The sequence below is a fragment of the Arthrobacter sp. 05T420 genome (assembly GCF_056396305.1).
Genome location: NZ_JBFTLG010000011.1, coordinates 93,616 through 114,424, shown reverse-complemented (window position 1 = coordinate 114,424; position 20,809 = coordinate 93,616). Strand labels below are relative to the sequence as shown.

Below are 20,809 nucleotides of genomic sequence, written 5' to 3'. Positions count from 1 at the left end.
TTCATTGCACACCAGCTTTCGACGCCTGATGGTCACATCCAGGCGATCAGGGTTGCCCCCAGCCGGCAAAGTTTTCTCGATTGGATCCAGACGTTACCACCGGGTCCGGGTGGGCACCACCGTAGGGAATACTTGCACGGTGCCACGAAATTACGCGTATCACTCGGGTATTTCCACATACGTCTCGTGCCGGATGTCGGCGTGGGTGAGGGATGCCTAGAGTCACTTCCATGTCACGCCGAAACCCGGGAGCTGAATCCGCCACTGGAGTCAAGGTTGCCCGTGAACGACTGGCGTCGACGCTGAGAGATGCCGGGGATGCCCCCGACGGCGGGAATGCCGGGGACGCCGTTGATTCACCGTCCGGCTGGGGCGCCGGAAATTCGCCGCCGGCCTGGAGTTCGGGGATGCAGCTGGGTGCGGACCGGGCAGCGGATCTGTCCCGGGGGCTGTTGGGTGTGCCGGCGTCTGGCCTCCCCGTCCCGTCCCCGGCGGCCCCGGCGGCCGGTGGTGTCGGGAGGCGCAGTGCCGGCGGCGCCGGAACGCACGCCGGGGAGCACCGCGGGCGCGGGGACACTGCAGGGGTGCCGCTCTCCGCGTGGTTGCGGGCCAGGACCGGGGTGCGGGCGGCGGCTCTGCTGGGCGTCCTTGCCGCGGTGTTGGGCGGCTGCTTCTGGTGGCAGGCCGGTACCGGCGGCGCGCAGGTGGTCGCGTTAAGCGAGTCCGCCCCGGCCGTGGAGGAAGTAGCCGATCCGGCAGCCAGTGAGACCATCGCGCCGGCAGGAGAGGATGCCAGCGCGGGGCCGGAAAGCATCGAGGTCCATGTTGCCGGCGCCGTGCTCAGGCCGGGGGTGGTTCAGTTGCCTTCGGGCAGTCGGCTTTACGAGGCGATCCTGGCGGCGGGCGGCGCCACGGACAAAGCGGATCCGGACCGGCTCAACCTGGCGGCGGTGGTGGAGGACGGCCAGAAGGTCCTGGTGCCCATCCGCGGCGAACCCGATCAGGCCGATGCACCCGCGGGAGGCCCACCTGCGTCCGCTTCCGCCACGGGCGGCACTGGTCACGGCAGCGGTGGCGGAAAGATTAACCTCAACACCGCCAGCCTCGAGGAACTGGGGACTCTCCCGCGCGTCGGTCCGGTCTTGGCGCAGCGCATCGTGGACTGGCGTCAACAGCACGGGCGCTTCAAGACCGTGCAGGAGCTCGACGCCGTTGACGGGATCGGTCCGAAGTTGCTAGAGGCCCTGCTGCCGCTAGTGGGCATCTGAGATGGCACGGCGGGACGCTGACGTGGGGCAGCAGGGCGTGGCAAGGCGGGACGGCGACGTGGGACGGCAGGACGAGGCGCGCCGCGGCGTGGGTCGGCCCAGCCTGCGGGGTCCTGCGGCAGCCAGACGGAGCCGCTGGCAGCCCTACGTCGATTCCGCCGTCCAGTCCCCGCAGCGCGCGGAACACGAGGCCCCGGTGGGCAACGGTCGGGTCCGTGGATCGGGCCTGCGCCTCTCTGCCGGGCACTTCACCGGCCGCCTGCTGTCCCGGTCCGCGCGTGAGACCTCCTTGGGTCGGCGCCCAACGGAACGGACCCGGCGGACGGACCTTCGGCTGGTATTACCTGTGCTCCTTGTCTGGGGGACGGCTGTGGCCGGAAATTGGTTGTCCCCTGGAGGGCTGGCGGGTCTCTGCGCGGCGCTGGCGGCGGCCGCCGGAATCCTGCTTTACCTGGCAGGCCGCGGCACCGCCGGCCGGGCCGGGCTCGGCCGCGGCACAGCCCGGAGCGCCAGGGTCCGGAGCGCCAGGATTCGGAACGCAAGGGTCCGGCGCCCCCAGACTGTGCGGGAAGCCACCCGGCACCGCCCCCGCCCCGGGCCGGCGGCAGCACGCAGCCTTCCCGCCACTGTGGCTGTGGCACTGTTGCTGTCCCTCGCGGCGGGCGCACATGCTGCCGTCGAGGCGTCCCAGCGGCATGACGGCGCCATCGCTGACGCAGTGGCCGACCACGCGGCCGTCGTCGCGGAACTGGATATCGCCGGCGCCCCGCGGCGGCTCAGGATTCCTGGATCCGGCGGGCTGGCGGACCGCTGGGCAGTCCCCGTGATGCTGAAGACGATGACCTTGGGCGGCCATACGGTTGCCGGCGAGGCCAGGCTTGTCGTCATGGGTGGAGCGGCATGGGAACACGCAGTTCCGGGCCAGCGCCTGCGCGCCACGGGCAGGCTCCGGCCCGCCGCACCCGGCGACCCGGTGGCCGGGCTCCTGTCGGCCTCGTCCCCTCCACTGGTGTTGCAGGGACCGGGGCCCTGGCAGCAGGGTCCCGGTGGGCTGCGCCGTTCCTTCACGGCCGCGTCGGCACGGGCCGGGGGCGACGCCGCCGGGCTGCTGCCCGGCATGGTCACCGGCGACACCAGCGCCCTGGATCCGGAATTGGACGCTGCCATGAAGACGGTGGGCATGACGCACCTGACCGCCGTCAGCGGCGCGAACTGCAGTCTGGTCCTGGGGACCCTGCTGCTCATCGCCCGCTCGCTGCGCCTTCCGCGCACGGCGGCCGCCGCGACCAGTCTCGCCGGACTGGCGCTGTTCGTCCTCATGGTGGGACCGGATCCCAGTGTCCTGCGGGCCGCGCTCATGGGCAGCATCGGCCTCGCGTCCGTGGCTTTTGGGCGGGCGGGGCGCGGACTCAGCCTGCTGTGCCTTGCCATCATCGGCCTGCTGTTGGCACAGCCGGTCCTGGCCATCAGCTTTGGATTCCTGCTCTCGGTGCTGGCCACTCTGGGAATTGTGGTCACCGGACGTCGCATCATGGACTGGGTGCCACCCGCGGTGCCGCGCTGGGCCGCGGCGGGCGTTGCCGTCCCCCTGTCCGCCCAGCTGTTCTGCGCCCCGGCGATCGTGCTGTTGCAACCCCAGTTTGGGGCGTACACACTGCCCGCAAACGTGGCCGCTGCAGGGCTCGTGGCGCCAGTGACACTGCTTGGCACCGCCGCTGCGGCGCTCCTGCCCGCCGTCCCTGCCGCAGCGGGGCTCCTGGTGTCCGCTGCTGCCTTCTTCGCCGGCGCTGTGGCGGGGATCGCCCGCTTTTTCGCGGCGCTCCCGGGCGCCGCTTTGCCATGGCCGGAAGGGGCTTTCGGCGCAGCCACCATGGGCGCCTTTTCCGCGACCGTGCTGGCAGCGGCGTGGCTGACCCTGCACCCGGCCGCGGTTGTCCAGGCCGTCCTGGCGGCGCACGCGCGGGTGGTTGTCGTCCTCGAAGGATTGTCACGAGCGGCGGCACGGTCGGCGGCCCGGGGGGCCGTCAGGCGCGGCTTGGAGCACCGGTCCGGGCGTGGGACCCTTAGAGTCCGCAAACCAACTTCCGGGAGGAATCACGAGTGGCTGCTGCCCAGACCCAACGGCCCAGGACCTCGGCGTCGAACACCGCCACCTGGCGCGACGTGACACCGGCTGCCGTAGTTTTGGTCGGCGGCCCGGAAGACTATTTGGGTTCGCGTGCCATGGATCGTATCCGCGGGCAGGTCCGCGAGGCGGCGCCCGACGTCGAAATTACCCGGCTCAATGCCGGCAGCTACGCGGCCGGGTCGCTGGCCATGAATGTCAGCCCTTCACTGTTCGGCGAACAGAAGCTCATCGAGGTCGAGGGGCTCGAGGCGATGAACGATGCCTTCCTCGCCGATGCCCTGAAGTATGTCGCGCAGCCGGAACCGGACGCCGTCCTGGTGCTCCGCCACGGCGGGGGAGTCCGGGGCAAGAAGCTGCTGGACGCCATCAAGGCCGCGGGCTGGCCCGTTGTCGACTGCCAGCCGCTCAAGAAGGACGCCGAGAAGATCGCCTTCGTCACGTCCGAGTTCAAGATGGCCTCCCGTCGTATCGACCCCGACGCCGTGCACTCCCTCGTCAATGCGGTCGGTGCGCAGCTCGCGGAACTCGCCGCCGCCTGCAGCCAGCTGATCGCTGACGCCACCACCGGCGTGGATGCCGCCATGGTCGACAAGTACTACGGTGGCCGGGTCGAGGCATCGGCCTTCAAGGTCGCCGACGCCGCGATGGCCGGCAACGGCCCGTTGGCCCTCTCCACACTCCGCCACGCCCTGGCCACCGGCGCGGATCCGGTACCGATCGTGGCGGCCCTGGCGTCCAAGCTGCGCTCCCTCGCCAAAGTGGCCGGCGCGCAGGGGTCGTCCTCGCAGATCGCCAAGCAGTTGGGAATGCAGCCCTGGCTCGTCGAACAAGCCCAGCGGGAAGTGCGACGCTGGACGCCCGAGGGGCTGGTCCGCTCCATCCAGGTCACCGCCGAGGCCGACGCCCAGGTCAAGGGGCTCTCCCGGGATCCCGTCTATGCCGTGGAGCATGCGGTCACGGTGATTGCCACCTCGGTCCGCAGGTCCTGACGCAAGGGGTTCGGGTCCGCCCGCCCGGCGTGTCGGGCCAGGTTCGTCCGCTGCCAGTTGGCGTAAAGATATTTGGATGTGACTCGCGGCTTAACTGGATGTGGCCGGCACCCATGGGGTGCCGGCCACAATCATCAGTTCAAGTGAACTGGAAACCTTAGAGTGCGTTGACCTTCTTGGAGATCGCGGACTTGCGGTTTGCAGCGTTGTTCTTGTGAAGAACACCCTTGCTGACAGCCTTGTCCAGCTTGCGGCCGGCTGCAACCAGTGCTGCAGCGGCAGCATCCTTGTCGGTGGACTCAACGGCGGTGTTGACGGCGCGGATGGCCGTCTTCAGCTCGGACTTGACTGCGTTGTTGCGCAGGCGAGCCTTCTCGTTGGTCAGGATGCGCTTCTTCTGGGACTTGATATTAGCCACGTGTGAACTCTCTTTTTCAATGCGGAAAATGGTCTAGAGGGCTTTCAGATTGGCCATTGACTGAGCGGCGTGGGGATACCTATGGCGACCAACCATCTGTGGCCGTCGACCTGCACGGACACACAGCTGTAAATAATAGCAGAGATGAAGGTGCAGGCACGAGTACGGCCGGCAATCCGCCGCCGCACCGGGCGCGTGGCGGGTCAGCTCCAGCCGCGGCGCTCCCGCAGGGCCGTTGCGATGAGGTTGAAGCGCCCTACGTCCAGGATCGCACCCTCGCGCCGGATGTCCTTCGCGTTGATCTGCAGAACCCGGTCCAGCTTGGCTTCGCTGGGCCGCCACTGGCGGTCCCACGGGCCCGTGCCGATGTCCACGTAGTCATCCGACCGGCGGGAGTCGCCGTCGTGGTCCTTGCTCGTGAGCATCAGGCCCAGCAGATACCGGCCGCTGGTGCCCACCAGCAGCACCGGACGGTCCTTGCCCTGGGAGTAGTCCTCTTCATAGGGCACCCAGGTCCAGACGATTTCGCCGGGTTCGGGCAGGCCGTTGGGTGCGGGGGCGTAGCGGACGGCCGCCCGGCCCTCGAAGTCGCCGGGATACGTCCCGGTCAGCCCGGCAGCCGGTGCACCGCCCGTGGCGCGGGGCCGTGCCTGGCCCGGCCGCCGCTTCCCCGCAGGCTTCCCGGCAGGTTTTGCCGCCGGTCTGCGGGTGGTCCCCGGTGTGGAGCCGCCGAGTTTGTCCAGGTAGCGGAGTGCGTCGCGGACCGCGTTGCCGATCGATCGTAAGTTCCAAGCCATGGGGAAACCATACCGGGAACCCCAGTGGGGGAGAGGGGAGCCGGCAGGGCCGCGCGGAGTAACCGCGGGACTGACAAGGGCCCGCAACGCAATGCAGGGATGCACTGCCACCGGCCCGGACGTGGGAGACTATAGGAACGACAAATGCGCCACGTCGCAGGATGGGAAACCAGCCATCCGCGCCGACCCGTGGACAAGCCAACCTTAATGCCAACAGTAAGGACCCTGCGTGTCTCCCATGGCCCGCACCGCCCCGGTGCCCGCCGCAACAGATCCGGCCATCATCCGGAACTTCTGCATCATTGCGCACATTGACCACGGCAAATCCACACTGGCCGACCGGATGCTTCAATTCACCGGCGTCGTCCAGTCCCGTGACATGAAGGCCCAGTACCTGGACCGCATGGACATTGAGCGCGAACGCGGCATCACCATTAAATCCCAGGCCGTCCGCATGCCCTGGGAACTCGACGGCACCAGCTACGCGCTGAACATGATCGACACCCCCGGGCACGTCGACTTCACGTATGAGGTCTCCCGCTCGCTCGCCGCCTGCGAAGGCGCGATCCTGCTGGTCGACGCGGCGCAGGGCATCGAGGCCCAGACCCTCGCTAACCTCTACCTGGCGATGGAAAACAACCTCACCATCATCCCGGTCCTGAATAAGATCGACCTCCCGGCAGCCCAGCCGGAGAAGTACGCGGCGGAGCTTGCCAACCTGATCGGCGGCGACCCCGACGACGTGCTCCGCGTCTCCGGCAAGACGGGCATGGGCGTCGAGGTCCTGCTGGACAAGATCGTCCGCGACCTGCCGGCCCCCGTGGGCGACCCCAACGCCCCGGCCCGGGCCATGATCTTCGACTCGGTCTACGACACCTACCGGGGTGTGGTCACCTACGTCCGCGTGGTCGACGGCATGCTGCACCCGCGCGAACGCATCCAGATGATGTCCACCCGCGCCACGCATGAGCTCCTCGAGATCGGTGTCAGCTCCCCGGAGCCCACCCCCTCCAAGGGTCTCGGCGTCGGCGAAGTCGGCTACCTCATCACCGGAGTGAAGGACGTCCGCCTGTCCAAGGTGGGCGATACCGTCACCAACCTTGCCAAACCGGCCACCGAATCCCTGCCCGGCTATGCAGACGCCAAGCCGATGGTGTTCTCCGGCCTGTACCCGCTGGACGGCACCGACTATCCGGTGCTCCGCGATGCGCTCGAGAAGCTGATGCTCAACGATGCCGCGCTGGTGTATGAGCCTGAGACGTCCGCCGCACTGGGATTCGGCTTCCGGGTGGGCTTCTTGGGCCTGCTGCACCTGGAAATCACCCGGGAGCGGCTGGAGCGCGAGTACAACCTGGACCTGATTTCCACAGCCCCCAACGTGGAATACGAGGTGACGCTGGAGGACAAGAAAATTGTCCACGTCACGAACCCCAGCGAGTACCCCACCGGCAAAATCGCTGAAGTCCGCGAGCCGATGGTCTCCGCCACCATCCTTGCGCCGAACGAGTTTGTCGGCGCCATCATGGAGCTGTGCCAGAGCCGGCGCGGCGTCATGGGCGGCATGGATTACCTCTCCGAGGACCGGGTGGAAATCCGCTACCGCCTGCCGCTGGCCGAAATCGTCTTCGACTTCTTCGACATCCTCAAGTCCAAGACCCGAGGCTACGGCTCGCTGGACTGGAAGGCCGACGGCGAACAAGTGGCCGACCTCGTCAAGGTGGACATCATGCTCCAGGGCGAGCAGGTTGACGCCTTCTCCGCCATCACGCACCGCGATAAGGCCTACGCCTACGGCGTCATGATGACCGGCAAGCTGCGCGAACTCATTCCGCGCCAGCAGTTCGAGGTGCCCATCCAGGCCGCCATCGGCTCCAGGATCATTGCCCGCGAAAGCATCCGCGCCATCCGCAAAGACGTCCTTGCCAAGTGTTACGGCGGTGACATCACCCGAAAGCGCAAACTGCTCGAAAAGCAGAAGGAAGGCAAGAAGCGCATGAAGATGGTGGGCCGCGTCGAAGTGCCGCAGGAAGCTTTTATCGCCGCGCTCACGACGGACGAGTCCAAGGACAAGGCCAAGAAGTAGCGGTGCTGGTAATGACTGTTGCTGCAGTATCGGCAGGCCTGGCCCGTGCCTAGCGTTCTTCCTCTCGGTGACCCGGCGCCGCCGGACGGGCTCCTGCCCGCCCAGGCGCGCGAGGGCGCCGATCAGCGTGCCTTCGGGCTGTACGTGCACATCCCGTTTTGTGCGGTCCGGTGCGGGTACTGCGACTTCAACACCTACACCGCCACGGAGTTGGGCGGCGGGGCCTCCCAAGACGCCTACGCCGCCACAGCGATCGCGGAGGTGGATTTCGCCGCCGAGGCCCTGAAGCTCAGCGGCCTGCCCGCGCGCCCGCTCGGCACGGTCTTTTTTGGCGGCGGCACGCCCACGCTGCTGCCGGCCGAGGACCTGGCGCGCATCCTCACGGCCGCGATCGGCGCCTGGGGCCTGCAGCCCGGGGCCGAGGTGACCACCGAGGCAAACCCGGATTCCGTCACCCCCGAATCACTCCAGCTGCTCGCCGACGCCGGGTTCACCCGGGTGTCCTTCGGCATGCAGTCGGCCGTTCCGCATGTCCTGAAGGTCCTGGACCGCACCCACACGCCCAGCAGGGTGCCCGAAGTGGTGCAGTGGGCGCGGGACGCGGGGCTCGCGGTCAGCCTCGACCTTATTTACGGGACGCCGGGGGAGTCGCTGGGTGACTGGCGCTGCTCGCTCGAGACGGCACTGTCCTACGCGCCCGACCACATCAGCGCCTACGCCTTGATTGTTGAGGATGGCACCAAGCTCGCGGCGCAGATCCGCCGCGGCGAAGTGCCCGGAATCGACGACGACGACCACGCCGCCAAGTACGAACTCGCCGACGAGCTGATTTCCGCGGCCGGGCTCACCTGGTACGAGGTCAGCAACTGGTCCCGCACCCCCGAGCAGGCCTGCCGGCACAACCTCGCCTACTGGCGGGGGGACGACTGGTGGGGCATCGGACCAGGCGCGCACTCGCACGTGGGCGGCGTCCGGTGGTGGAACGTCAAGCACCCCACCGCCTACGCCAACCGCCTCGGCGCCGGGGTCTCACCCGCCGCCGGACGCGAAACGCTGGACACCGAAACCCGCAACGTGGAACGCGTCATGCTCGAGGCCCGGCTGAACTCCGGACTCGACATCCCGAGCCTGGGCGGCCTGGGGGACACCGGCCGGCACGCCGTCGCGGGCCTGATTGCCGACGGCCTAGTGGATCCCGCGGCCGCTTTCAAGGGCCGGCTCATCCTCACGCTCAAGGGCCGGTTGTTGGCCGACGCAGTGGTCCGCAGGCTCCTGCCGGACTGAGCGGGCCGACTAGGACCCTCCGGGGCCGCCGCACGCAGCACCCGCACATGAAACCCGCACACGAATAGAGCCGGCCGCTTGCCCTGACGGGCAGCGGCCGGCTCTCTTGCTTGCGTCCGGGCTGGGCTATTTGATCCAGCGCAGGTTGAATTCGTAGCGGTGCGGCTGGCCGCGGTTGACGTGGATGCCTGCCGCCACCGAGAAGCACGTCACGGCGATCCAGATCACTGTGGCGAGCACGGCGAAGAGATTGCCCACCACGGGAATGAAGACGAGCAGATTGGCGAGCACCGCGGCGAGGGTCGGCGGCAGCGTGAAATTGAGGGCTTCCTTGGATTCCTGCGCAGTGAACGGGCCGCGGTCCTTGAAAATCAGATAGATCAGCAGCGACGGCACGCAGCCCAGGATGCCGCCGAAGTGCGCCAGCGTGGCCCACTGCCGGTCCTCGCTGGCCGTCAGCGGAAGCGCATTTGCCGGAACGCCATGGTACGGGGGCTGACCATGGCCGGCCTGGTTGCCCGTCTGTTCGCGTGCGTTATCTGCCACGGTGAAGCCCTTCGGATTGCGGTGATGCGTTGCTGCCAGGTTGTGCCTGGAATAGCCGGAACCGTGCTGGGAGCGCGGTCACCGTTCCAAGAATACTTGCTTGGGCGCGGAAATGGAGATCAGGGAGCGTCCGCCGCGGCAAACTAGGGCACGGTGAGGAAGTCAATGACCTCTTCCACGCGGCCCAGCAGGGACGGCTCGAGGTCCGCGTAGCTGCGGACCGCCCCCAATAGTTTCTGCCAGCCGACGCCGACGTCCTCCTTCGTGGAGTGGGGCCACCCGAAAGCCATCAGGATGCCTGTCTTCCAGTCGACTCCGCGGGGGATCACGGGCCACTTCTCAATACCCAGGACCGCAGGCCGGATGGCTTGCCATACATCCACATAAGGGTGGCCCACAATCAGGACGTTGCCGGCGGCGCCCGGTGAGGCCATGACGGCGTCAGCGATCCGTGACTCCTTGGAGTTTGGCACCAGGTGGTCAACGAGAACGCCGAGGCGGCGGCCGGGGCCCGGACCGAACTCCGCCACGGCGCCCGCGAGGTCGTCAATGCCGTGCAGGGGTTCGACGACGATGCCCTCCACGCGGAGGTCATCGCCCCATACCTTTTCCACCAGCTCGGCGTCGTGCTTTCCTTCCACCCAGATGCGGCTGGCCTTGGCCACCTGTGCGCGGTGCCCCGCCACCCGGACCGAGCCCGACGCCGTGCGGCCGGCACCGGAGGCCGGGGCCGCCTTCTTCGGGGCCGGCGGCATCAGTTGGATCGGCTGGCCCTCCAGCAGGAAGCCAAAGCCGAGGCGGAAGGACCGGGACTTGCCCCGCCGGTCCTCGAGCGCCACCACATGCATGCCGCCGGACTTCTCCACGCGGGTCACGGCTCCCACCCAGCCGGACTGGACCTCCTCGAGGACCATCCCGCGTTCCACCGGGACTTCCGGCAACTGGGTCTTGGCGGGGGCGGACAGGTCCTGGGGTCCCCAGTTCTGGTACGACATCTCTACACGCTTACTTTGCACTCGGAATGTACGGCGGTTGGTGGAACTCTCCGGGTCCGGAACCGGACCGCGACGGCGCGGCAACGGCAGCGGCTGCCACGGTCCCGGCACCGGCGTGACGGGAATCGCAACCCCGCGGGCCACGCCTGGAGCGAATCCAATGCTAACAACGCGGCGACTCATATTAGACTGGTTAGCACTTAGGCATGTCGAGTGCTAACCCTTGTCCGGAGACGGCCGTCTCTGTATTACCTCTGGGTACTACTTCTGGACGCGAACCGGACAACGCGGGCGGCACCGGCTGCGGGACCGTCGATTGGAGGTGGAGCGTGAGCGAACCGCGCAAACTCGAAGTGCTGCGCGCCATCGTGGAGGACTACGTCCATTCGCGTGAGCCCGTTGGTTCCAAAGCGCTGGTTGAGCGGCATCATCTTGGTGTGTCCAGCGCCACGATCCGAAATGACATGGCGGCGCTGGAGGACGAGGGCCTGATCACGGCGCCGCACACCAGCGCCGGCCGGATCCCCACCGACAAGGGCTACCGGCTCTTCGTCGACCAGATCTCAGCGGTGAAGCAGTTGTCCCAGGCCGAGCGCCGGGCAATCCAGGCGTTGCTGGAAGGATCCGAGGACCTCGACGACATCCTCGACCGGACCGTGAGGCTCCTCTCCCACCTGACCAACCAGGTCGCCGTCGTGCAGTATCCGCTGCTCAGCCGGGCCCGGGTGCGGCACATCGAGTTTGTGCTGCTGGCTCCCCGGAAGGTGCTGATTGTCCTCATCGCGGACACCGGCAAAGTGGAGCAGCGCGTCATCGATGTCGGGCAGGACATTCCCGACGACGCCCTGGCGGAGCTGCGCACCCGCTTCCTGGCGAGCCTCTCCGGGACCCCGCTGAGCCTGCTGCCCCAGCTGCTGCCCGCCGTCGTCGCCAGTGGCCCGCCCGCGCGCCGTGGTCCGGCGCAGGCGCTGGCCCGCGGCCTGGAGGCCCTGGCCACCACCAGCCGCGAGGAGCGCATGGTCATGGCCGGCACGGCCAATCTGGCACGATCCAATGTGGACTTCCCGCTCAGCATCGGCCCCGTGCTGGAGGCGCTCGAGGAACAGGTGGTCATGCTCCGCCTGCTCAGCGAAATGGCCGAAGACCCGCGCGGTGTGACCGTCAGCATTGGCCGGGAAAACCCCTACGACGGTCTCGCCGAGGCCTCGGTGGTGGCCACCGCCTACGGGCCGGACGCCACGGCCAAGGTCGGCGTCCTCGGACCCACCCGGATGGACTATCCCACCACCATGGCCGCCGTCCGCGCGGTGGCCCGTTACCTTTCGAGGATCCTGGGGCCCTGACGGGCCCGGGACCAACGCGACTTCTTGCCCCACCGGCAGTACAAAAAGGAAGAGATACAAACTTTGACCAGCCACTATGACGTTCTTGGAGTCTCCCGCGACGCAACGGGGGAGGAGATCAAGAAGGCGTACCGGAAACTGGCCCGGACCCTGCACCCGGACGTGAACCCGGGAGAAGACGCCTCGGACCGGTTCAAGGCCGTCACCCACGCCTATGAAGTCCTCTCCGATCCGCAGAAGCGCCGGGTGTATGACACCACCGGCAACGAGAACGGCACCGACAACGGCTTCGGCGGCGGCAGCTACTCGGGCCAGGGCTTCGCCTTCCAAGACATCTTCGAGACCTTCTTCGGGGCGGGCGGTGGCCAGGGCGGCCCGGCCTCCCGGGTCCGCCGCGGCCAGGACGCGCTGATCAGCGTGCGTATCGACCTCCGCGAGGCGGTTTTCGGCGTCAACAAGAAACTCGAGGTCGACACGGCTGTCGTCTGCCCGACGTGCGATGGCTCCTGCTGCCGCGAGGGCACCCACCCGGTGCGCTGCGACATCTGTGGCGGCAGCGGCCAGGTCCAGCGCGCTGTGCGCTCCATCCTGGGCCAGGTCATGACCTCGGCCCCCTGTGGATCCTGTGAGGGCTTCGGTACCGTCATCAAGGACCCCTGCAACGAATGCAACGGCCAGGGCCGGATCCGCAGCCGCCGCTCGCTGACCGTCAAGGTACCGGCGGGCGTTGGTACGGGCACCCGCATCCAGTTGTCCGGCCAGGGCGAGGCGGGCCCCGCCGGCGGTCCGGCCGGGGACCTGTATGTGGAGATCCGGGTCAACAATGACGCCACGTACGTCCGCGACGGCGACGACCTGCACGCGAGCCTCAACATCCCCATGACGGCCGCCGCACTCGGCACCGAAATTAGCCTCGATACCTTCGACGGGCAGCAGGAGATTGACGTCCGGGCCGGCACCCAGTCGGGCGAGATCATCACCCTGCGCGGCCTTGGTGTCACCCACCTCCGCGGCCACGGGCGCGGTGACCTGAAAGTGCACCTTCAGGTCGAAACGCCCGGCAAGCTCGACGCCGCCCAGGAAGACTTGCTCCGCCAGCTTGCCAAGCTGCGCGGCGAACACTTCACGGCCGGAAAGCTCGCGGCCAGCGGCGGCGTCTTCGCCAAACTCCGGGACCGGCTCGGTAACCTGTAGCGGTGAGTAACCCGGTCTTCTTCACCGCCCCCGGCACGCTGGATCAGCAGGTCCCCGGCTCCGCCTTCGTCCTGGAGGGCCCCGAGGCCCGCCACGCCGTCACCGTCAAGCGGATCGCCGTCGGCGAGGCCGTGGACATCGCCGACGGCGCGGGCAAACGGCTGACCGGCAAGGTGATGGCCGCGCTGCCCGGTGAGCTGACCGTCGAGTGCCTCGGCCTTGCCGATGAGCCGCGGCCCGGGACCAGACTGGTCCTGGTCCAAGCCCTCGCCAAGGGCGACCGCGACGAACTCGCGGCCGAAACGGCCACCGAACTGGGCATCGACGCCGTCATTCCCTGGCAGGCGGAGCGGTCTATTGTGCGGTGGAAGGCTGAACGGGCCGCGAAGGCGCACGCCAAATGGCAGTCAGTGGTGACGGCAGCTGCCAAGCAGGCGCGCCGCGCCTGGATCCCGGAGGTCCGGGCGGCAGTCGACGGCGCCGGGCTGCAGGCGGCTGTGGCGGCCGCGGACCTCGCGGTCATCCTGCACGAAGATGCCGTCCGCCCGCTGCGGCACGTCCTGGAATCATGGCTGGAAACCGCACCGCCCGGCGACGCCGGGTCCCGTGAAGTCCTGCTGATCGTGGGCCCTGAAGGCGGCATCAGCCCGCGGGAGGTGACCAGGTTGTGCGACGCAGGGGCGGTCACGGCATTGTTGGGTCACCATGTGCTGCGCTCGTCCACCGCCGGGCCGGCCGCCACCGTGCTGGCCAGCGACGTCCTCGGCCGGTGGTGACCGGCCGCCGGCGTGGCGGCTTCCTGACGTGAAGGCTATGTGAAGCCTCAGACCATTCGATGCGCCAAATTATTGGCCTCGCAGGACGATGCGTCAGTCTATTTAGACGATGCGTCAGACTACTTACCGGACTATTTAACCGTGAAGCCGCGGGTGTCCTGGAACACTTCCTTGGCGCTGTCGGACGCGTCCACCTGGGACACACGGACTTCGTAGTTGCCCGGGGCAAGGTTCACGGACAAGGTGAACAACCCGGACTGGGTGGAGTCGGCCGAGGCCGTGGCGTTGCCGTTGAGGTAGGCCGTCTTGGCGTTGTCGCCGTCGCCGTCTACCTTGAGGATCGCCCAGCGGAGCTTCCCGCCCTGGACGGTGCTCCGGCCGCTGATCTTGACCGAACCGTCGGCCACTGACGTGCCTTCCTGCGGATCGATGATCCACACAGGTGCCACCATCCCGGCGCTGCGGGAGGTCGGCTCGCCCAGCCGGACGTGATTGAAGGCCACGTAGTCGGTGTGACCGTCAACCAGCACAACCACCTGGGCCTGCTGTCCGGCATCGATGAGGCCTGCGCTGGCCGCGGCAGCCGTCGCCGTGTACACGAGCTGCTGGATGGCCCGCTCGGCCATGGCGGCATCCACGTTGCTGTTGAAGGCATCCGCGGAGACATCCACCGTGATGACATTCTTGCCGGAAATCGACGTCGCCAGCTTCTTCGGGTTCTGCCAAGGCGTGAAGAAATCCGGGTCCAGCGGCGTCTGGGACATCATCACTCGAAGGGCGCGGGTGACGGGGTTGTCCTGATCCGGGACGTCACGGAACTCGCGGTAGAGAAACGCGTTGTCATTGCTCCGGCCGATCCAATACACCGGAGCCTTGTTCGACGTCTGGGCAGTTTCGAGCGGAGCGCTGGTGGTGGGGACGCCCGACGCCGGGACGGGTATGAGCTCCGACGGGCTGCTGGAGTTCGTGATGCCGCTTTGCGGTGTTGCCACGCAGCCGGACAGGAGGAGGACGGCGGGCAGCGCCAGCGCCAGCGCGGCGCGGCGGACGCGCCCCACCGTTGACTGCTGAACTTCACGCTTCCTGATGCCGCTGTCCCTTCTTGTGCCCCGCGCTCCGCGGCGATGATCTGTTTATAGCCGTCCTGGACCGCCGGTGGCCGAGCATCCTCCACCTGCCGGAGAGCGGCCCGGCGATCCTGGGACAGCGGGATTCCAGCATGGCACACGGGCGCGGCGCGACAGCCGGGTTTCGGCCCCGGCGCGGGAACTGCAACGGGAACGATATGAGGCCGATACAAAGTTGATACCTAATTCCCGCGAGTCATAGGTTCCTAACGCCAGGGCGGAAGGCCGGCACAGCTCTATCCTGCGATGAGCTCCCGGACTGGCCCCTCATGCAGGGCCAAGTAGACGTCGTCTCGGATTTTATTCGCCTCCTGATCTGTCATGGTCCGGGTCAGGGGACGCAGCGCCAGACGTATCAGTGCATTGGCCTGACCATCGCAGATGCGAAGTCGTTCCTGCACTGTTGCGGGGAGGTCTCCATGCGGGGTTAGGGCCAGGAGTTCGACGCTTTCCAGGTCCGCCGCCTTTTCGCCCAATGCTGTTCGCACCCGGTCGCCGAGCACTTCAGTGTCCATGTCCGCGGGCACCACAATGGAGATGTCCCTGCGGATGGAGGGCATTTGAGAGACCGGTTTCCAGCGGGACAGGTCCAACATCTGCTTCTCGATTCGCTCGTCTGTGGACCTCAGCAGCCGGATGTCGGGGATGCCCTTGCGGAGCATCAGGGCCCGGTCCAAGCCCATCCCAAGAGCAAGCCCGGACCACCTCGTGGGATCCAGGCCAGCGTCGGAGAAGAGATGAGGCGCCATGAGACCGCATTCTGCTAGTTCGAGCCACTCTCCGTCCATGAGGACATCGACCTGCAGGCCTTCTCTGGTGTAGGGATGCACGGCTGGAACTGCTCGCCATCGTGCCTCCGGAAGCACCGCCTGCACCAGGGATCCGATCATCTCCTGCAGGTTGTCGGCATCGAGTTGTCCGCGCGAGCTGACGCGCCACAGGTCGACCTGGTGGGGAGTTCCCACGTGGGTGCGGTCGATGCTGTCGCGTCGATAGACCAGACCGGGGACGGCCCAAAGCTCGTCCACCGAGGCGTTGTCGTCCAGTGCCCGCAGCTGCGAGGGGATGGAAGCCGACGTGTGGCTGCGGAGCATGACCGTGGGGCTGAGGTAGCGGGAGTATTTTTGATCCCGCGTCACGTCTGACGCGCTGAACCCCAGGCGATCGTAGTTGTCGGCCACACTCACCAGGGGGCTGTGGCGGACGATTCGTTGTGGCACTCCCCATTCACGGCAGAGAGCGTCGATGATGCCCTGCAGCAGCGTCTGCATGGCATGGGGCCGGCCGTCCGGATCTGAAAGATCACGGATGGTCAAAGCGTCGAGGAGTTCGGTCGGGCGGAGATAAGTGAGCATGGCAGGTCCTTGTGTTCGGATTCGAGTGGTGGGGTTCCCCCCGACTCAATCCGGCGCCAGGACCTAGGCGCGCGCCACAGAGCCCTCGCGACCGGAGACCGGTCGGGGGCAGATAAATCGACGCGTGGACAGCATGGGACGACTATACCTCCAGCGCGCACCCAGGGCGCGGTGCCTGGGTTCTGGCGGTCTGGCCTAGTTGGCTCGGAGCGTCAGTGTGTCTGGTCCGCTCGTCCAGTGGAGCACTCCGTCGGCAGATGTCATCTCGATAGGGCGCTGCAGGAACCCCACGACCCACTGCTCCTGGGCTCCGACGTCGCCGGCACATCCCATGGCGCCGACGGCAATATCCCCGACGTCGAGCGTATTTCCACTGATCGTCGCGGGACCGCCCACCGGGTTGCAGGGAGTCTTGACCGCCAGTTGGAGCGACCCAGTCACAGTGGTTAGCTGCACGGTCACTGCGCCGGAGGCCAGCCATGGAAGATTTTTGCCATTGGCCGTGCCGGAGATGCTGGCGTATGGGGAACAGGAGGCTGACGGCAGGAACGGCGCGCACGCTTCTACGGGGGTCCGGGACACTGTCTGTGAATTTGGGGGAGCGGCGGGCGGAGTGGAGCCGGCCGTTCCGGGACCGCCAGTGGTCCCGGCTGCGCAGGACGTCATGAGAATTCCGCAAAGCACGACGGAAGACAGGCATTGCCAGAACTGACTGCGCTTCATCGTGCTCCCCCCGACAGCCGACATTTGTCGGAGCCTATCGGTGGGAGCGCGCCTTGTCACGAAGCGGAAATCATTGTCCTCTTCACGGGGCGCCGTCGCTCCGGGGCCGTCGGAGGTTTCGAAGTAGTCCGGTGTAGGAGTCGTGTGCGAGGTCCAGCCCGAGGGCATCGTCAGGGCTGAGCCAGCGTATTTCAGAATGCTCAGCCGTGGCCGCGTTCGCAGGGTCGCCTGACCAGGCGTCCAGGACCCACCCTGAGAGCGCCAACCCGTCAGGTGTGCCCTCGTTGGCCTGCACCGTAAACGAGGGAGCGCTGCCGGGCGGAACTACTGTCACTGCGATTTCTTCGAGGAGTTCACGGGCCAGCGCCTCGCCGGCTGATTCTCCGTCCTCGATGTGGCCGCCGGGAAAGTCCCACATTCCCGGATACCACTTCGCGGACTGGACCCGCCGGCACATCAACACGCCTCGTGGCCCGACGAGTACGCCGACGGCAATGCGGTGGGTCATTGCATCAGTCGAACACGGCCGCATTCAGCGCACAAATCACCCATCAGAAGCGAATGAATGTACCGCGGCGAAATCATCCTTGGTGAACTCGCGCAGCAAGAGACGCTCAGTCTGCAATTCCATGGCTCCATCATGCCGTAGCCGGCGCATCGGCCCCGGGGCCGCCCAGTTGCTTCCCGGTAATGGTGTTGAATTCACAAGAACTAGCGCGGGGGTCAAAACCTGAGAATGTTCAATTCTCCGGCCGGTTCGAAACCCAGCCGTGCGTAAAAGTTCCGTGATTCGGCGGAGGGGGAAAGCACCATCCGTACGGCTTCGATGCTTTGCGAGAACTGGATGGATGCGTCGACGAGCCGGCCGCCGATTCCGGCGTTCCGGAATTGCGGAAGCACATAGGCGTTTCCCAGATAGACCCACCGGGACGATTCCGTTCCGGGTTTGGGCATCCGCTCGAAAATCATCAGGTTGAGCATCCCGACCAGTTCGCCGCCGTCCTCGGCCACAAAGAACTTTCGAGGACTGGCTTCCATCCATTCTCTGAACATGGCGTCGAAGGCTGGATCGTCCTTGAGTGCAGGTTCTTGTTCAGCCGCCCACGTGGCTCTCAGCCTCGCAAGTCCGGGCACATCACCTGGGCAGCCTTCGCGAACGATGAGCATGGAATTACCCTACGTCGGCGGTGCCGCATCCCATCGCGGGGTCCGCGGGGCACGTGGGGGATCAAGAGTCGATTAGGTTGAACATATGTTGATCACCAAGCTGCACGACGCGGAGCCTGACATCGACACAAGACAGGTCAGCCTCATGATCGCGGATCAGTTCCCGGCATGGGCGGGTCTGCCACTGGAGCCCGTGCCATCCAGCGGGACGGACAACGTCATGCTGACGCTCGGTGACGAGCTCGTCGTTCGACTTCCCCGGATCGCCGCCGCAGTTCCCTCGATCTCCAAGGAGTGGAAGTACCCGCGCATACTGGGTCCCCAACTGCCGGTGCCAGTGCCGATTCCGATTGCACAGGGCGCACCGGGCCGGGGCTATGCATGGCCGTGGACGGTGTCGGGCTGGCTGGAGGGGGAGAATCCTTCCCCGGGCCATGCGTACGGAACCGAACTCGCCCTCGATCTCGCCAACTTCATCCGGGCCCTGCATGCGGCCGACATCGGGAACGAAGCAGCCGCCGGGCCGCTGCAGTCCTACCGCGGCGGACAGCTGGCGTCCAGGGACGCGCCGACCCGTTCCGCAATCGCCAGTTGCGCGGGCCTGCTGGACGTCCCGCTCCTGGCAGCGGTGTGGGATACGGCGCGGCACGTGGCAGACGGAGACGGGGAACAGGTCTGGATTCACACGGACCTGCAACCCGGGAACCTTTTGATTGCCGACGGGCGGCTCGCCGCTGTCCTCGACTGGGGAGGCCTTGCCATTGGCGATCCGGCCGTCGACCTCATCGTCGCCTGGAACCTGCTCGAGGGCGAGGGGCGCACCGCATTTCGCGAGGCTGTTGGCGTTGACCAGGCGACGTGGGAACGCGGACGTGCCTGGGCTCTGTCGATAGGTGTGATTGCCTATCCCTACTATGTCCACACCAACCCAGCGCTGGCCCGGGTTTCGAGGTATCAAATCGAGCAGGTGGTTGCCGACATCTCGCGGACGGCGTAAGGCCGGCCACTACTGGAGGGCCGCGGTCAGGCGCGCCAGGTTGTCGAATACTTTTTGGGCTATGGGCCGCCGGTTCCAGTCCTCGAGCTGCAACTCACGGCTTTCCAGGCGGTACCCGTCTTCGATCCCGCGAATTGCGTCCACAAAAGCGCGCCCGTGCACCAGTACCGAGACCTCCATGTTGAGGCTGAAAGAACGGACATCCATGTTGCTGGACCCAATCACCGCAACCTCCTCATCGATAGTGAAGTGCTTCGAGTGCAGCACCTTGGGCGACCGGTAAAGGTAGATCCTGACGCCGGCGCGGAGCAGCGCCTCGTAGTAGGAACGCTGCGCGTGGTACACCATGCTCTGGTCTCCGACCTCGGAAACAAAGAGCTCGACGCTTAGCCCCCGCGCGGCTGCCGTGACAATGGCCATCAGGATGGATTCGTCCGGGACAAAGTATGGGCTGGTGATGCTGACCCGCCGCTCTGCTTTGTGGATGAGCGTCGCGTAGAGCTTCAAATTGTTGTCGTTGTCGAAGCTGGGACCGCTGGGCAGGACTTGCGCGTCAATGGGCGCCGAATTGTGGCTGAGGCCAATGGGGCTTGTATCCAGTGGCAGGATCACATCCGTTTCGCTGTACCAGTCCGTCGCGAAGACCGCATCCAGCTCCCGGACCACGGGTCCCTCGACGCGCATCATCAGCTCGTGCCACTGGAGCCCGCGCTTCAGGTTAGCTTTCGTGTCGTAGCTCGCGTCGATGACGTTCTGGGAACCGGTGAATCCCACGCGGCCATCGACGACGCAGATCTTCCGGTGATTGCGCAGGTCCGGCCTCTGCCATTCGCCACGCCACGGCCGCACCGGCAGCATGGGGCGATATTCCGCCCCTATCTCCTGGAGGAAGTCCAGGGTTTCTTTCCGGCCGGGGAATTTCAGGCCAGCCAGATGATCGGAAAGAACCCGGACATTCACGCCGCGCTGTCTTGCCCGGGCCAACGCTTGAAAATACGGCGCCGTCGTTGCGTCCAGCACCAGGATGTAAAACTCCACGTGCACGTAGCTGGTGGCCGAATCAATATCAGCGATCATGGCATCGAAAGCGCCGTTGTAGTCGCTCAACAGGGTCGCACTGTTGCCCGCGACCATCGGCAGCGCCCCCAGGTTGCTGTTCAACACCACCGCCGAAGGCAGCCACTGCGGCCAGTCAAGGCCGCGGCTGACCAGCGGGCTGCCTTCAGTCCGCGCCAGGACCAGATCGTTGACTTCGCGCTGTTTGTCTCGGCGCGCTTTGGGCAGTTTCGAGTAACCGACAAAGAAATACGCGACGGCACCAAGGATCGGTATGAAAATTATGGCGAGCACCCAGGCAATAGCAGAGGACGGACGCCGGTTCATCGACACGAGGACAGCTGCGACGGTCACGAGGAGTATGTGGGCCGCCAGCAGGAGCAAGGCGTACGTTTCAACGTCTTGGAAGAATCCGCGCACTGTTGCCTAAACGTTCTTCAAAATATCCCGAAATTCCCAGAGGCTTATTTGTCATTCCTGCTCTCAAAGTTCGGCGTTTTCGGGACGGTCCGTCCTTCAGCCTTGCCTGTGCAAGGTATGACTATTGTTGGCGTCGAGCCCGG

Annotated in this window: 19 protein-coding genes; 9 read left to right on the top strand and 10 right to left on the bottom strand. The window is 66.5% G+C overall.

Annotated features, from left to right (window positions below; all coding sequences use genetic code 11):
• The first annotated feature begins 230 nt into the window (after nucleotides 1-230).
• The 3 genes from AC1DEM_RS12495 to holA are packed head-to-tail and all read left to right on the top strand — an operon-like array spanning nucleotide 231 to nucleotide 4,385.
• Nucleotides 231-1,268 carry a helix-hairpin-helix domain-containing protein gene (locus tag AC1DEM_RS12495; RefSeq protein WP_476884670.1) on the top strand — a complete coding sequence of 346 codons (1,038 nt, stop codon included), beginning with the start codon at nucleotides 231-233 and terminating at the stop codon, nucleotides 1,266-1,268.
• A 1-nt stretch (nucleotide 1,269) separates the two neighbouring features.
• Entirely contained in the window at nucleotides 1,270-3,435 is a 2,166-nt protein-coding gene (locus AC1DEM_RS12490) for a ComEC/Rec2 family competence protein (protein ID WP_476884669.1), read from the top strand.
• Nucleotides 3,369-4,385 carry a DNA polymerase III subunit delta gene (holA, locus tag AC1DEM_RS12485; RefSeq protein ID WP_476884668.1) on the top strand — a complete coding sequence of 339 codons (1,017 nt, stop codon included), beginning with the start codon at nucleotides 3,369-3,371 and terminating at the stop codon, nucleotides 4,383-4,385. Before AC1DEM_RS12490 ends, holA begins: the two co-directional genes overlap by 67 nt.
• A gap of 157 nt (nucleotides 4,386-4,542) precedes the next feature.
• Here holA and rpsT read toward each other — a convergent pair whose 3' ends face one another.
• Together rpsT and AC1DEM_RS12475 are read right to left on the bottom strand one after the other, a co-directional pair.
• Nucleotides 4,543-4,803: a 30S ribosomal protein S20 gene (rpsT, locus tag AC1DEM_RS12480; RefSeq protein WP_090581023.1), complete on the bottom strand. Its 261-nt coding sequence runs from the start codon at nucleotides 4,801-4,803 to the stop codon at nucleotides 4,543-4,545.
• Between the two features lie 203 nt (nucleotides 4,804-5,006).
• Complete coding sequence (locus AC1DEM_RS12475) at nucleotides 5,007-5,600, bottom strand: type II toxin-antitoxin system PemK/MazF family toxin (RefSeq protein WP_476884667.1); 594 nt, start codon at nucleotides 5,598-5,600, stop codon at nucleotides 5,007-5,009.
• A 229-nt stretch (nucleotides 5,601-5,829) separates the two neighbouring features.
• Here AC1DEM_RS12475 and lepA point away from each other — a divergent pair, with 229 nt between their 5' ends.
• Together lepA and hemW are read left to right on the top strand one after the other, a co-directional pair.
• Complete coding sequence (gene lepA / locus AC1DEM_RS12470; RefSeq protein ID WP_229993353.1) at nucleotides 5,830-7,683, top strand: translation elongation factor 4; 1,854 nt, start codon at nucleotides 5,830-5,832, stop codon at nucleotides 7,681-7,683.
• Between the two features lie 45 nt (nucleotides 7,684-7,728).
• Nucleotides 7,729-8,967, top strand: a complete 1,239-nt coding sequence (hemW, locus tag AC1DEM_RS12465; RefSeq protein WP_476884666.1) for a radical SAM family heme chaperone HemW — start codon at nucleotides 7,729-7,731, stop codon at nucleotides 8,965-8,967.
• Nucleotides 8,968-9,093: 126 nt separating this feature from the next.
• On the opposite strand, the gene AC1DEM_RS12460 is transcribed toward hemW, so the two are convergent.
• Both AC1DEM_RS12460 and AC1DEM_RS12455 read right to left on the bottom strand, forming a co-directional pair.
• Complete coding sequence (locus AC1DEM_RS12460) at nucleotides 9,094-9,513, bottom strand: DUF4870 domain-containing protein (protein WP_476884665.1); 420 nt, start codon at nucleotides 9,511-9,513, stop codon at nucleotides 9,094-9,096.
• A gap of 143 nt (nucleotides 9,514-9,656) precedes the next feature.
• Entirely contained in the window at nucleotides 9,657-10,508 is an 852-nt protein-coding gene (locus AC1DEM_RS12455) for a DUF3097 domain-containing protein (protein ID WP_476884664.1), read from the bottom strand.
• 329 nt (nucleotides 10,509-10,837) lie between these two features.
• On the opposite strand from AC1DEM_RS12455, the gene hrcA reads away from it, so the two are divergent.
• The 3 genes from hrcA (at nucleotide 10,838) to AC1DEM_RS12440 (ending at nucleotide 13,821) form a co-directional block, all read left to right on the top strand.
• Nucleotides 10,838-11,851, top strand: a complete 1,014-nt coding sequence (gene hrcA / locus AC1DEM_RS12450) for a heat-inducible transcriptional repressor HrcA (RefSeq protein ID WP_476884663.1) — start codon at nucleotides 10,838-10,840, stop codon at nucleotides 11,849-11,851.
• 63 nt (nucleotides 11,852-11,914) lie between these two features.
• Nucleotides 11,915-13,045, top strand: a complete 1,131-nt coding sequence (dnaJ, locus tag AC1DEM_RS12445) for a molecular chaperone DnaJ (RefSeq protein ID WP_476884662.1) — start codon at nucleotides 11,915-11,917, stop codon at nucleotides 13,043-13,045.
• A 2-nt stretch (nucleotides 13,046-13,047) separates the two neighbouring features.
• Entirely contained in the window at nucleotides 13,048-13,821 is a 774-nt protein-coding gene (locus AC1DEM_RS12440) for a 16S rRNA (uracil(1498)-N(3))-methyltransferase (RefSeq protein ID WP_476884661.1), read from the top strand.
• A gap of 131 nt (nucleotides 13,822-13,952) precedes the next feature.
• Here the strand turns inward: AC1DEM_RS12440 and AC1DEM_RS12435 are convergent, their stop codons facing one another.
• From AC1DEM_RS12435 to AC1DEM_RS12415, 5 genes are all read right to left on the bottom strand, one after another.
• Nucleotides 13,953-14,879 carry a GerMN domain-containing protein gene (locus tag AC1DEM_RS12435; RefSeq protein ID WP_476884660.1) on the bottom strand — a complete coding sequence of 309 codons (927 nt, stop codon included), beginning with the start codon at nucleotides 14,877-14,879 and terminating at the stop codon, nucleotides 13,953-13,955.
• Between the two features lie 305 nt (nucleotides 14,880-15,184).
• Nucleotides 15,185-16,303, bottom strand: a complete 1,119-nt coding sequence (gene srmL / locus AC1DEM_RS12430; protein WP_476884659.1) for a PheS-related mystery ligase SrmL — start codon at nucleotides 16,301-16,303, stop codon at nucleotides 15,185-15,187.
• A 195-nt stretch (nucleotides 16,304-16,498) separates the two neighbouring features.
• On the bottom strand, nucleotides 16,499-16,744 hold the full coding sequence (locus AC1DEM_RS12425; RefSeq protein WP_476884658.1) for an META domain-containing protein: 246 nt from the start codon (nucleotides 16,742-16,744) through the stop codon (nucleotides 16,499-16,501).
• Between the two features lie 364 nt (nucleotides 16,745-17,108).
• Nucleotides 17,109-17,534: an NUDIX domain-containing protein gene (locus AC1DEM_RS12420; RefSeq protein WP_476884657.1), complete on the bottom strand. Its 426-nt coding sequence runs from the start codon at nucleotides 17,532-17,534 to the stop codon at nucleotides 17,109-17,111.
• A 215-nt stretch (nucleotides 17,535-17,749) separates the two neighbouring features.
• Entirely contained in the window at nucleotides 17,750-18,193 is a 444-nt protein-coding gene (locus AC1DEM_RS12415; RefSeq protein ID WP_476884656.1) for an N-acetyltransferase family protein, read from the bottom strand.
• An 85-nt stretch (nucleotides 18,194-18,278) separates the two neighbouring features.
• Here AC1DEM_RS12415 and AC1DEM_RS12410 point away from each other — a divergent pair, with 85 nt between their 5' ends.
• Nucleotides 18,279-19,190, top strand: a complete 912-nt coding sequence (locus tag AC1DEM_RS12410; RefSeq protein WP_476884655.1) for an aminoglycoside phosphotransferase family protein — start codon at nucleotides 18,279-18,281, stop codon at nucleotides 19,188-19,190.
• A 9-nt stretch (nucleotides 19,191-19,199) separates the two neighbouring features.
• On the opposite strand, the gene cls is transcribed toward AC1DEM_RS12410, so the two are convergent.
• Nucleotides 19,200-20,666, bottom strand: coding sequence for a cardiolipin synthase (gene cls / locus AC1DEM_RS12405; protein ID WP_476884654.1), 1,467 nt, complete (start codon nucleotides 20,664-20,666; stop codon nucleotides 19,200-19,202).
• Nucleotides 20,667-20,809 lie beyond the last annotated feature (143 nt).

Excerpts from the sequence above, each read along its gene's own strand:
- AC1DEM_RS12495 (WP_476884670.1), top strand. The coding sequence starts at position 231 with ATGTCACGCCGAAACCCGGGAGCTGAATCCGCCACTGGAGTCAAGGTT.
- AC1DEM_RS12490 (WP_476884669.1), top strand. The coding sequence starts at position 1,270 with ATGGCACGGCGGGACGCTGACGTGGGGCAGCAGGGCGTGGCAAGGCGG.
- AC1DEM_RS12475 (WP_476884667.1), bottom strand. The coding sequence starts at position 5,600 with ATGGCTTGGAACTTACGATCGATCGGCAACGCGGTCCGCGACGCACTC.
- AC1DEM_RS12455 (WP_476884664.1), bottom strand. The coding sequence starts at position 10,508 with ATGTCGTACCAGAACTGGGGACCCCAGGACCTGTCCGCCCCCGCCAAG.
- srmL (WP_476884659.1), bottom strand. The coding sequence starts at position 16,303 with ATGCTCACTTATCTCCGCCCGACCGAACTCCTCGACGCTTTGACCATC.
- AC1DEM_RS12420 (WP_476884657.1), bottom strand. The coding sequence starts at position 17,534 with ATGACCCACCGCATTGCCGTCGGCGTACTCGTCGGGCCACGAGGCGTG.
- AC1DEM_RS12415 (WP_476884656.1), bottom strand. The coding sequence starts at position 18,193 with ATGCTCATCGTTCGCGAAGGCTGCCCAGGTGATGTGCCCGGACTTGCG.
- AC1DEM_RS12410 (WP_476884655.1), top strand. The coding sequence starts at position 18,279 with ATGTTGATCACCAAGCTGCACGACGCGGAGCCTGACATCGACACAAGA.